Annotated in this window: 13 protein-coding genes; 3 read left to right on the top strand and 10 right to left on the bottom strand. The window is 72.8% G+C overall.

Annotated features, from left to right (window positions below):
- Positions 1-493 precede the first annotated feature (493 nt).
- On the top strand, positions 494-1405 hold the full coding sequence (locus ABH941_RS34205) for an SDR family oxidoreductase (protein ID WP_370133596.1): 912 nt from the start codon (positions 494-496) through the stop codon (positions 1403-1405).
- Positions 1406-1437: 32 nt separating this feature from the next.
- Here the strand turns inward: ABH941_RS34205 and ABH941_RS34200 are convergent, their stop codons facing one another.
- From ABH941_RS34200 to ABH941_RS34170, 7 genes are all read right to left on the bottom strand, one after another.
- Complete coding sequence (locus ABH941_RS34200) at positions 1438-1950, bottom strand: NUDIX domain-containing protein (protein WP_370133594.1); 513 nt, start codon at positions 1948-1950, stop codon at positions 1438-1440.
- Positions 1951-1966: 16 nt separating this feature from the next.
- Positions 1967-2767: an urease accessory protein UreD gene (locus ABH941_RS34195; protein ID WP_370133702.1), complete on the bottom strand. Its 801-nt coding sequence runs from the start codon at positions 2765-2767 to the stop codon at positions 1967-1969.
- A 71-nt stretch (positions 2768-2838) separates the two neighbouring features.
- Positions 2839-3513: an urease accessory protein UreG gene (gene ureG / locus ABH941_RS34190; RefSeq protein ID WP_370133592.1), complete on the bottom strand. Its 675-nt coding sequence runs from the start codon at positions 3511-3513 to the stop codon at positions 2839-2841.
- Positions 3514-3569: 56 nt separating this feature from the next.
- A complete protein-coding gene (locus tag ABH941_RS34185; protein ID WP_370133590.1) occupies positions 3570-4250 on the bottom strand; it encodes an urease accessory protein UreF in 681 nt (226 codons plus the stop codon).
- Between the two features lie 24 nt (positions 4251-4274).
- Positions 4275-6071, bottom strand: coding sequence for an urease subunit alpha (locus ABH941_RS34180; protein ID WP_370133587.1), 1797 nt, complete (start codon positions 6069-6071; stop codon positions 4275-4277).
- Positions 6064-6375 carry an urease subunit beta gene (locus tag ABH941_RS34175; protein WP_370133699.1) on the bottom strand — a complete coding sequence of 104 codons (312 nt, stop codon included), beginning with the start codon at positions 6373-6375 and terminating at the stop codon, positions 6064-6066. The genes ABH941_RS34180 and ABH941_RS34175 overlap by 8 nt, the downstream gene beginning before the upstream one ends.
- 29 nt (positions 6376-6404) lie before the next feature.
- Positions 6405-6707, bottom strand: coding sequence for an urease subunit gamma (locus ABH941_RS34170; RefSeq protein ID WP_134009121.1), 303 nt, complete (start codon positions 6705-6707; stop codon positions 6405-6407).
- Between the two features lie 850 nt (positions 6708-7557).
- Here ABH941_RS34170 and ABH941_RS34165 point away from each other — a divergent pair.
- Entirely contained in the window at positions 7558-8109 is a 552-nt protein-coding gene (locus ABH941_RS34165; protein ID WP_370133584.1) for a C40 family peptidase, read from the top strand.
- Positions 8110-8170: 61 nt separating this feature from the next.
- Here the strand turns inward: ABH941_RS34165 and ABH941_RS34160 are convergent, their stop codons facing one another.
- On the bottom strand, positions 8171-9166 hold the full coding sequence (locus tag ABH941_RS34160) for a Gfo/Idh/MocA family protein (RefSeq protein WP_370133581.1): 996 nt from the start codon (positions 9164-9166) through the stop codon (positions 8171-8173).
- Positions 9167-9257: 91 nt separating this feature from the next.
- On the opposite strand from ABH941_RS34160, the gene ABH941_RS34155 reads away from it, so the two are divergent.
- Positions 9258-10181, top strand: a complete 924-nt coding sequence (locus ABH941_RS34155) for a hypothetical protein (RefSeq protein WP_370133578.1) — start codon at positions 9258-9260, stop codon at positions 10179-10181.
- On the opposite strand, the gene ABH941_RS34150 is transcribed toward ABH941_RS34155, so the two are convergent.
- Complete coding sequence (locus ABH941_RS34150; protein ID WP_370133575.1) at positions 10159-11391, bottom strand: 8-amino-7-oxononanoate synthase; 1233 nt, start codon at positions 11389-11391, stop codon at positions 10159-10161. The two genes, ABH941_RS34155 and ABH941_RS34150, sit on opposite strands and share 23 nt — an antisense overlap.
- Complete coding sequence (locus ABH941_RS34145; RefSeq protein WP_370133572.1) at positions 11388-11597, bottom strand: hypothetical protein; 210 nt, start codon at positions 11595-11597, stop codon at positions 11388-11390. The genes ABH941_RS34150 and ABH941_RS34145 overlap by 4 nt, the downstream gene beginning before the upstream one ends.
- Positions 11598-11647: the final 50 nt, after the last annotated feature.

Genomic DNA, 11647 nt, shown 5'->3' with positions numbered 1-11647 from the left:
GGCGGCCCGGTCCGGCGCGGAGCGCTCGCCAGGGGCGCGCGGCGGGGCGAGTGCGTCCCCCAATTGGGGCATCTGGGGAGAGTTACAACCACACTGGGGGGCTCAGCACCCATATATGGGTGTAATTCACCCCAGTATGGTTGTAACTCCCCCCAGCACGGGCAATCCGGCCCGAAGAAAGGTTTCTGCAGCACCGGCACCCGGCCCGCCACCCGGCGACGCACGCCCCACCACCCGCTCCGCCCCTCGCAGTTGGCCAGCGAGCGGAGCGAGCCACCCCAGCCCGGGACCGACCGACGTGCCCCACGGAGGCGACGGACGGCCAGCGGGAGCAATCGCGCACCGGAATCCCGGCCACTGGAAGGGGGCTCGGCCGCACAACGCACCCCGCCCCGCCACCAACGGATGCCGCCCCGCCTCCCCCGCCCACCCAGCTTGACCCCACCCCCCAAACGCCTCGACGATCCATAGGACCCCGAACCAGAGGAGAGAGATGACCAACCCAACCCAACCCCTCACCGGGGCGGTCGCGCTCGTCGCCGGTGGGACCCGGGGTGGCGGGCGTGGGATTGCCGTCGAGCTCGGCGCTGCCGGAGCCACCGTGTACGTGTCCGGCAGGAGCAGCGCCGCGGGGCGGTCGGATCTCGACCGGCCGGAGACCGTCGAGGAGACCGCTGAGCTGGTCGCCGCCGCCGGAGGCGCCGGTATCCCGGTGCGTTGCGACCACAGCCGGCCGGACCAGGTCCGCGCCCTGGTCGAGCGGATCTCCGCCGAGCAGGACGGCCGGCTCGACGTGCTGGTGAACTGCGTGTGGGGTGGCGACCCGCTCAGCGACTGGGAGCATCCGATCTGGGAGCAGGACCTCGACCAGGGCTTCCGACTGCTGCGGCGGGCCGTGGACACCCACATCATCACCAGCCGCTACGCGCTCCCGCTGATGGTCGCGCGGCGCCGGGGTCTGGTCGTCGAGGTGACCGACGGGAACTCCGCCCGCTACCGCGGCTCGGTCTTCTACGACCTGGCGAAGGCCTCGGTGATCCGGCTCGCCGTCGCGCAGGCGGCGGAGCTGCGCCCCTACGGTGTCGCGGCCGTCGCACTCACTCCCGGGTTCCTGCGGTCCGAGGCGATGCTGGACGGGCTCGGGGTGACCGAGGCGAACTGGCGCGACGGCGCGGCGGAGGATCCGCACTTCGCGCAGTCCGAGTCGCCCGCCTACCTCGGTCGCGCGGTGGCCGCGCTCGCCGCCGACCCCGACATTCTGGCCCGGAGCGGCCGGGCGCTGGCCACCTGGGACCTGTCCAAGGACTACGGCTTCACCGACGCGGACGGCAGCCGACCCGACTTCGCCGCGTACTGGGCCGAGACGCTGGAACCGGAGTTCGGCCCCATGGGCGAGGCTCTGTAGATCCCCGTAGGTACGGCGACAGGAGCAGGCACTCAGCGCGGCTTGTTGGGGACGTAGCCCAGGTCGGTCGGGTGTGCCGGCGGCCCCTCGCGGCGGAGGTCGGCCATCAGCTCGACCAGTTGCGGGGGCCACAGCAGGTCGGGGCAGTCGGCGAGCTCGTCCGGGGTCCACCAGCGGCAGGTCATGATGCCGTCGTGGGCGAAGGACTCGGCGAGATCGCCGACCGGGTCCCGGCGCGGGGCCGAGCCCAGGAAGATGACCTCGCGCTGGCGGGTGGGCACGCCCGCCCGGGTGTAGTCGTGCTCCCACACCCACAGAGGCGGACCCGGGACGACGTCCGTCCAGCCGGTCTCCTCTACCGTCTCCCGTAGCGCGCCCGCGAGTTCGTCCTCGCCCTCGTCCAGGCCGCCGCCGGGAAGCACCCAGTGCAGCCCGATCTCGACGTCGTCGTGGAGTTGGAGGAACACCGCGCCCTCCGGGTCCAGGACCAGGATCCGGGCCGCGCGACGCGGGACCCGCTCGAACTCCTCGATCTCGATGCTCACCACCGCACCCTATCCGTCACAGCATCTCGTCGATGACCCTGCGCAGTTGCAGGCCGTCCGGGGCGGCGGCGGTGACCAGCAGCGCCGGGGCTCCGGCGAGCGGGAGCAGCGCGGCCTCCGCCTCGCCCTCGGCGAGGAACCGGGCCGTGGCCGGCTTCTCGGCGCGTTCGGCCCGTTCGGCGCGTTCGGCCCGTTCGGCCCGTTCGGCCCGTTCGGCCAGGGCCGGTTCGCAGAGCAGCAGTTGGCCGACCGCCCGGTGGCCGGCCAGCACCGCCGGCCCGTCCCAGCCCGGGGCCCCCGGGCCGAGGTCGGTCTGCTGGTCCAGCGCCGTCCGGCCGTCGTGACGCAGCGTCAGCCGGGCGGTGAGGCGGCCCGCGGCCTCCCCGCTGCGGCCGAGGACCTGCTCCTCCCGCAGCAGCAGCCGGGCGCCGGCCGCTAGCGTCACTCTGGTCGTCATCCGCAGCTCGCTGCCCTGTGCGGCGATGACCGGCTCCGGCAGCCACTCCAGCTCTCCGCCTTCGGCCACGGACAGGTCGAGCTCGTAGTGGGCGGGGGCCGGGATCCGGCCGGGGAGGCTGACGGTCGCGGCGGCGCTGGTGACCCGCAGCCGGGCCCCGGCCGCGACGGTGACCTCGATCCGGAGCCTGTCGCCGCCGAGCGGGGCGGCCATCGCGCCGACGATCGTCACCTGGGCCGCGCCGCCGCCGTCCGGGTGGGAGGTGCGCCGCAGCGCCAGCGGACCGTCCCCGGTGAGCAACGGCAGCGCGGTGCCGCCGCGGCCGTCCGGCTCGGCGACGATCCGCGCCACCGCCCGCACGGTCGAGCCGAGCGCAGACGCCCCGAGCACTGACGCCCCGAGCACAGGCGCCCCGAGCAACGACCCCCCGCTCACTTGGTCCACTCGACGAGCCGGCCCCGGACCCAGTCGGCGATCGGCGCGACGCCGTCGGCCGCCGCCAGCGAGCAGAAGACGACCGGCAGGTCGCCGCGCTGCGCCTTGGCGTCGCGGTCCATCACGCCCAGGTCGGCGCCGACCAGCGGGGCCAGATCGGTCTTGTTGATGACCAGCAGGTCGGAGGTGGAGACGCCGGGGCCGCCCTTGCGCGGGATCTTGTCGCCGCCGGAGACGTCGATGACGAAGATCTGGTAGTCGACCAGCCCCTTGCTGAAAGTCGCCGTCAAGTTGTCGCCACCGCTCTCGACCAGCACCAGGTCCAGCGGCCCCACCTCGTCCTCCAGGTCCTCGACCGCCTCCAGGTTGGCGGAGATGTCGTCGCGGATGGCGGTGTGCGGGCAGCAGCCGGTCTCCACGGCGGTGATCCGCTCGGGCGGGAGGACGGCGTGGCGCAGCAGGAACTCGGCGTCCTCGGTGGTGTAGATGTCATTGGTGACGACGGCCAGGGAGAGTTCGTCGCGCAGCACCCGGCACAGTGCGGCGACGGTGGCGGTCTTGCCGGAGCCGACGGGTCCGCCGAGGCCGATCCGCAGGGCGCGGCGGTGGCCGTCGGCGCGCAGGGGCTCGGCCCCGGGGAGAGCGGCGGGAAGGTCGTGGTCGCGATGCATGATCGGTCTCCTCTGTTGTGCAGAACGCAGAACGCAGAATGCAGAGATCAGAAGTGTCAGGAGGCGAAGAGGCGCACGGCCCAGGCGGCGTGCTGCTCGGCGTAGAGGTCCAGCAGCGGCGCCGAGGCCGCAGGCAGGAAATCTAGATCCCCCGTCGCAGCGGCCTCGGCAGCCGCCTCGGCCGCACGCGCCGAGACCTCGGCGAGCTGGGTACCGAGCCGGGCCAGGACGGCGGTGGCCTGGAAGGGGTCGAGCCCCAGCAGTCGGACGCAGGCGGTGACCGGCCCGGAGACGCTCTCGTAGGCCGCGGCTGATGCGGCGTCGGCCGGGGTGAGCCCTGCCGCTGCCGCGGTGATGCCGAGCACGACGGGCTGGTGCGCACCGCGCGGACGGTCCGCGGCCAGCCGCTCCAGCGCGGGGTCGGGCCAGACCGTGCGGGCGGCGCGGACCATCTGCCGGCCCAGGCGGCGCGAGGCGGCCCGCAGTGCCGGGGAGGGCATGCGGGCGTCCGCGGCGCCGTCCAGGTCGAGCGGGTCGATCCGGCCGTCGGCCGCCGCCGCGGCGAGCGCGGCGGCGGTGAGTCCGGCGGTGTACAGACGTCCGGTGCAGAACGCCGCCAGGGTGGCGGTGTCATGGATGCGTCCGGCCTTGACGGCGGCCTCGGCGCCACCGGAGTGGGCGTGGCCGCCGGCCGGGAAGCGTCCGTCGGCGAGGACGAGGAGGGCTGGATTCATCATGTACGCACCCGGAACCGGTATCGGCTAGAACAGGAAATAGCGCTGGGCCATGGGCAGTTCGGCCGCCGGCTGCGGTTCCACCACCTCGCCGTCGATGCGGACCGTGAAGGTGTCGGGTTCGACGGTGACCTCGGGCCTGGCCGTGTTCTCGTACAGGTGGTCCTTGGTGACACCGCGGGTGTTCCGGATGGCGGTGAACGTCTTGCCGATGCCCAGGTCCTGCGCGAGCCGCTCGGGCAGGTGGTCGTCCAGGGCCGTCTGGGTGACGAAGTTGAGCGAGTTGGCGGCGGGGGCGCGGCCGATGGCGCCGAACATGGGGCGCGGCAGCACCGGCTGGGGGGTGGGGATGGAGGCGTTGGCGTCGCCCATCTGGGCCCAGGCGATCTGCCCGCCCTTGATCACCAGGTCGGGCTTGACGCCGAAGAACGCCGGGTTCCACAGCACCAGGTCCGCCAGCTTCCCGGTCTCGACCGAGCCGATCTCGCCGTCCAACCCCTGCGCCACAGCCGGGTTGATGGTGTACTTCGCCACATAGCGCCGGGCGCGCTGGTTGTCCGCGCGCCCGTCGCCGGGCAGGGACCCCCGGCGGCGCTTCATCACATGCGCGGTCTGCCAGGTACGCATGATCACCTCGCCGACCCGGCCCATCGCCTGGGCGTCGGAGCTGATGATGGAGATCGCACCCAGGTCGTGCAGGAAGTCCTCGGCGGCGATGGTCGAGGGACGGATCCGCGACTCGGCGAACGCGAGGTCCTCGGGCACGCTGGGGCTGAGGTGGTGACAGACCATCAGCATGTCCAGGTGCTCGTCCACCGTGTTGCGGGTGTGCGGACGGGTCGGATTGGTCGAGCTGGGCAGGATGTTGAGCTCGCTGACCACGGTGATGATGTCCGGCGCGTGCCCGCCCCCGGCTCCCTCGGTGTGGTAGGCGTGCACCCCGCGCCCGGCGATCGCGGCCAGGGTGTCCTGGACGAACCCGGCCTCGTTCAGGGTGTCGGTGTGGATCGCGAGTTGGGCTCCCGACTCCTCGCAGACCCGCAGGCACGCGTCGATCGCGGCCGGGGTGGAACCCCAGTCCTCGTGGATCTTGAAGCCCAGGGCGCCGGCCCGCAGCTGCGCCCGCATCGACTCGGTGGAGACGGTGTTGCCCTTGCCCAGCAGTCCGAAGTTGACCGGGTACTGCTCGGCCGCCGCGAACATCCGGGCCAGATGCCAGCTGCCGGGGGTGATCGTGGTGGCCTTGCTGCCCTCGGCCGGTCCGGTGCCGCCGCCCAGCAGCGTGGTGACGCCGCTGGCCAGGGCCTCCTCGAAGATCTGCGGGCAGATCAGATGGACGTGCGCGTCCACGGCCCCGGCGGTGAGGATCTTGCCGTTGCCCGCGATCACCTCGGTCTCCGGGCCGATCACCAGATCCGGGTGGACCCCGTCCATGGTCTCCGGGTTCCCGGCCTTGCCCAGCGCCACGATCCGCCCGTCGCGGATGCCCACATCGGCCTTGACGATGCCCCAGTGGTCCAGCACGACCACACCGGTGATCACCGTGTCGGGGGTGCCCTCGGCCCGGGAGACCCGGGACTGGCCCATGGACTCGCGGATCACCTTGCCGCCGCCGAAGACCGCCTCGTCGCCGCCCGCGCTCAGGTCCTGCTCGACCTCGATCAGCAGATCGGTGTCGGCCAGTCGGATCCGGTCCCCCGCGGTCGGGCCGAACAGGTCCGCGTAGCGGCGGCGGGTCAGCGTCAGCGCCGCCGCGGCGGCCGGGCGCGGTGCGGACGCACCATTGGCGCCATTGGCGCCATTGGCGCCAGTCGCGTCAGTCATCGAGGCTCCCCTTCGTCTCGCCGCGCAGGCCCAGCACCTCGCGGCGCCCGCCCAGCGGAATCAGTTCGACCTCGGCCGGGATGCCGGGCTCGAAGCGCACGGCCGTGCCGGCCGGGATGTTCAACCGCTTGCCATGGGCGGCCGCGCGGTCGAAGGCCAGGCCCGGGTTGGCCTCGGCGAAGTGGTAGTGCGACCCGACCTGGATCGGCCGGTCGGCGGCGTTGACCACCGCCAGCACGGTGACCGGACGGCCCAGGTTCAGCTCGATGTCGCCCTCACCCAGCAGGATCTCACCGGGGATCAGGGGCGTGTCCGAGGTCCCGCCTTCGGCGCTCATGCGATCGGCTCGTGCACGGTCACCAGCTTGGTCCCGTCCGGGAAGGTCGCCTCGACCTGGACGTCGTGGATCATCTCCGGGATGCCCTCCATGACGTCCGCGCGGGTGAGCACCTTGCGCCCCGACTCCATCAGTTCGGCGACGGTACGGCCGTCCCGCGCGCCCTCCAGGATGTGCACGGTGAGGATGGCGACGGTCTCGGGGTGGTTGAGCCGCAGCCCGCGTTCGCGCCGGGCCCGGGCCACATCTGCGGCCACATGGATGAGCAGGCGTTCCTGCTCGTGCGGGGAGAGTCTCATCGGCGTGCACCTCTTGCGGGGCGTCCCATGCATGCTGCCTGGGGAGTTGGGACGCGGGCACGTCCTTGTGCCGCGAATGAGCCGGCGACCCTCCCGGTGCGCGGCGGGGGTACCGACCGCGAACGGCGTCGCACACGGGCCGCACTGCCCGCCGCCGCCACGGCCGATCCGCGCCCGGGGCCTGGATCGTGTGCCGACACGTTAGCGGAACGAAAGGGTTTCCGGTGAGGGGGCGCGTCACACCGACGCCCTCTTCTGCTGTCCGCACAGCAATGTCGTGCGCACGCCAGACCATTCGCATAAACGGAACCCAGTCGGCCGGAATGCGAGGCTCCGTCATTTATTTCCCTCGCCCGAACGAACGAGAACCAGACACACAGAATGGCGCATCATCACCCCGGAATTCAACATTCCGGTCAACATCACTGCAGGTCAGACGATAAATCTGCGAGCTTTGTGATTTTTGTCAACCCATCTGAACAATCCCACTAAATGATCGTCGGAGCGCTGATCGTTCATGTTGTTGACGCACTGGAAACACTAAGTGACAAGAGTCACAAATAGCCGTTGGATCGTGAAGACCCCATAAAAACGTGCCAATACTGTCGGCCGAACGGAGAAGTCCTCGCCACCGTGGCGAGGCGGTCCGGCCGGACGCCGAGTCTCGCCACCGGTCGGACGCCAGGTGCGCACACACCTGACAGGCGAGAGCGGGAGACCCGATCAAGGCGGGACGGCTCGACCGTCCCTTGGGGTGAAGCCGGCGCGTGACCTCACGCGGCGGCCGGGCAGCTTTCGGAGCCCGAACCCGACAGGGAGACCTTTCGTAGGCGGTTCCGGAAGGAAACGCATGACTGCGTCCGAGCTCAACCATGCGCCAGAACAGGCCGAGCGGGCCGACCAGGCCGGACACGCCGCACCCGCCGAAGCAGCCCCGACCCGGCTCAACAGGCTGAACAGCCGGCGCCGGCGGGCCGGGGTCACCACCGCCCTCACCCTCGCCGCCTTCGCCGGCAGCACCCTGCTGGCGAGCAGCCCCGCCGACGCCGCGACCATCGAGGCCAGAGCCCTGAGCATCGCCGCGTCCAAGCACGGCGACCCCTATCGCTACGGCGCCGCGGGTCCCAACCGGTTCGACTGCTCCGGCCTGACGTACTACGCGTTCAAACACGCGGGCAAGTCCCTGCCGCGCACCGCGCAGGCCCAGTACAACAGCGTCCAGCACATCTCCAAGGCCGGCCTGCGCCCCGGCGACCTGGTCTTCTTCCACTCCGGCAGCTACGTCTACCACGTCGGCATCTACGCCGGCGGCGGGAAGGTCTGGCACGCCCCGTACACCGGCTCGTACGTGAAGCTGGAGAAGATCTGGACCAGCGCCGTCTGGTACGGCCGCATCCGCTGACCCGCACCTCCCCGGGCGGCTGCTCCGGAGCCGCCGCCCGGGGAGGGCCGGCAGCAGGCCACTACTCGCCCGGGTAGCGGACGCCGATCCGCTCGCGGGCGGTGTCCAGGATCTCCATCACCTCAATGGTGTCCTGCCAGGTCACCAGGGGGCTCTCGGTCAGCCCCGCGCGCAGGCAGCGCATCGCCTCCTCCGCCTCGTGGGCGAAGCCGATGCCGGTGCGCGGCAGGCCGAACTCCTCCGGCTGCGCTTCGTCGCCCTCGCTGTTGCGGTAGAGGGTGAAGGAGTCCGGCCGCAGGAACAGCGGCGGCACCTCGATCCGTCCGAGCGATCCGCCGACAAAGGCGCGGCCGGGGCTGCTGGCGACGATCCCGCAGCTCAGCGTCGCGATCGCGCCGGAGTCATAGCCGAGGACCAGCCCGGTGTTCAGGTCCACGCCCTCCGGGGAGAGCGAGGCATGGGCCATCACGGTGTCCGGCCGGCCCAGCACCAGATGCGCGAAGGAGACCACGTAGACGCCCAGGTCCAGCAGGGCTCCGCCGCCCAGCTCCGGATTGCGCAGCCGGTGCTGCGGGTCGGTCGGGCCGGGGAAGGCGAAGTCGGCGTGCACGCTGCCGACCTCGCCGATGGCGCCGTCCGCGATCAGGTCGAGCATCTTCCTGACGGTGGGGTTGCAGCGCATCCACATCCCCTCCATCAGGAACACCCCGCGCTTGCGGGCGAGCTCCACCAGCGCCCGGGAGTCCGCGGCGTTGAGGGTGAACGGCTTCTCGCACAGCACCGCGCGCCCGGCCTCCAGACAGAGCGCGGCCGCCTCGTAGTGGGCCTGGTGCGGGGTGGCGACATAGATGATGTCCACCTCGTCGTCCGCCGCCAGCTCGGCCCAACTCCCGTACGCACGCGGGATGTCGAAGCGGTCGGCGAAGGCCCTGGCGGAGGCCTCGGTACGCGAGCCGACCGCCACGATCTCGGCGTCGGGGAGCAGCTTCAGGTCGTGGGCGAAGTCGGCGGCGATACCGCCGGTGGCCAGGATGCCCCAGCGAATGGTGTCGGTCATGGGTCTATCCCACCCCGCTGACCTGCCACTCGTCCAGGGGCGGTGCACGGCGGCGGCGTGCCGTGGCGCGATGGGCGGCGTTAGGCAGGGTATGTCCGATCATCGATGGTCCCCCATCGCCCGCCTCGTCCCCGCAACGGGACTGCTGCTGGCGGCCTGCGCCGCGCAGCCGACCACCAGCCACTCGCTCCCCGGCCGGTCGGCCGCGCCGGCACCCCTGGCCGTCCCGGCCGCCGAGTCGCCCGACCCGGCCGCCGCCGGACCGGCCGCCCTTGCCGGACCGACCGTCACCGCGGCCGGCCTGGCCGTGACCTCCGGGGGCTACTGGCTCGATTCGGTGACCGAGCAGCCCACCGGCGCCGTCCGTTCCCTCAACTACCTCTTCCGGGTCCTGGCCCCCGATGGGAGCGCCGTCACCACCTTCCGCGGCGGTACGGACACGGCCCGCGCCTACGCGGTCCGCTCGGATCTGACCGGGTTCCGCCGGGTCCTCCCGGCCGACCTCGGCGAAGGGGTCTGGAGCGCGCCGCTGGGCGAGGTGGACCCCGGTCGCTGGCGCGTCTACCTGGCCTTCACACCGAGCACCAGCAGGCTGCCCCCGGGCCGGTCCGCCCACCTGTTGCTGGGCCGGGAGCTCCAGGTGCCGGGCGCCTGGGAGACCAGCCCGCTCGACCCTCCGTCGGACACCGCCTCGGTCGACGGGTTCACCCTCCACCTCAGCGGCACCCCGACCGCCGGCCGGCCGATCGTCCTCCGGCTGGCCGTGGACGCGCCGGTCGGCAGCGGCCGACCGCAGCCGCTGGACGGGGCGCCCGCGCAGCTGACGGCCGTTCATCCCGGCGATCTCGCCCTGGTCCCGTTCACGCCTCTGCCCGGCCAGGGGCTCGCCTTCCGCGGCACCTTCCCCGAGGCCGGCGACTGGCGGCTGTTCGTCCAGTTCCGGACAGACCGTCAGGACACCGGGGCCGGCGTCGAGGACCACACCGCCGTCCTCACTGTGACGGTTCGGCCCTGACCAGCACCTCCACCGCGTGCGCGATCTGCTCCGGGGTCAGGTCGGCTCGGGCCGTCAGCCGCAGCCGGGACCAGCGGTCCGGGACGGACGGCGGTCGGAAGCAGCCGACCAGCACACCCTGCTCCCGGCAGGCGGCGGCCCAGGCCAGCGCCTTCTCCGGGGCCGTCACCCGCACCGACACCACGGCGGCGTCGGGGACCGAGGCGTCCAGCCCGGCCGCCGTCAGCCGGGCGGACAGCTCGCGGCCCACCGCGCGGGCCCGCTCGGCGCGCTCCGGCTGCTCCTGCAGCAGGCGCAGCGCGCCGAGCGCCGCGCCTACCGCCGCCGGCGCCAGCCCGGTGTCGAAGATGAAGGTCCGGGCCGACTGGATCAGGTGCTCGATCACCCGGCGCGGACCGAGCACCGCACCGCCCTGCGAACCCAGCGACTTGGAGAGGGTGACCGTCGTCACCACGTCCGGCGCCCCGGCGAGCCCGGCGGCGGCGAGCGCGCCAGCTCCGCCCGGGCCGAGGACCCCGAGGCCGTGCGCGTCGTCCACGAGCAGCGCCGCGCCGTGGTCCCGGCAGGCGGCGGCGTGGCGGGCCAGCGGGGCGGCGTCCCCGTCCACCGAGAAGACCGAGTCGCTGACGACCAGGGCACGCGGCTCGGGCCTGGCCGCGAGCTCGGCCCGGACGGCGTCCGGGGAGCGGTGCGCCGCGCGGGCGACCCGGGCGCGGGACAGCCGGCAGCCGTCGATCAGCGAGGCGTGGTTGAGCGCGTCGGAGACGATGACCGTGTCGGCGTCGGTGAGCGCGGTGACCGCGGCGAGGTTGGCGGTGTAGCCGGAGGAGAACACCAGGGCTGCCTCGGCGCCGCAGAAGGCCGCGAGCTCCGCCTCCAACTCGGCGTGCAGCGCCGTGCTGCCGGTGACCAGACGCGAACCGGTGGCGCCGCCGCCCCAGCGCAGCGCGGCGTCGGCGGCGGCCCGGGTGACCCGGGGGTGGCGCACCAGGCCGAGGTAGTCGTTGCTCGCCAGGTCGAGCAGCGGCTCGTCGGCGGCGCGCGGGCGCAGCGTGCGGACCAGTCCGGCGCTTCGGCGCCTGGCGGCGGCCTCGTCCAGCCAGTCGAAGGGCGCGGGGCGCGGGGCTTCCGGGCGGGTGGACGGCCCCGCGGGCTGTGCGGACCCGCTGGACTCTACAGACCCTGTGGAGTCTGTGGACTCGACCGTCATCCGGAGCACGCCCCCCGCTGGGCCTGCTGCCACTCGCAGAGCGGGCAGAGCGGGGTGCCCGGGGCGTCGGCAGGGTGCTCGCTCGGCTCACCGCACCGAACGCAGTCGGCCACGGCCTGTCCGGGCATCACTGCCTGCGGAGCCGGAAGGTCGCCGGTCGCGCGGTACGCCGCGACATCGCTATCGGGTTCGGGTTCGCTGTCCACGGCGCCGATCCTACGCGCGGGCCTCGAAGCGAGGTCTTCAGGGCGAGGTC

The organism is Streptacidiphilus sp. EB103A, from assembly GCF_041261405.1.
Classification (GTDB): domain Bacteria; phylum Actinomycetota; class Actinomycetes; order Streptomycetales; family Streptomycetaceae; genus Streptacidiphilus.
This window is presented reverse-complemented; position numbering and strand designations above follow the sequence as displayed.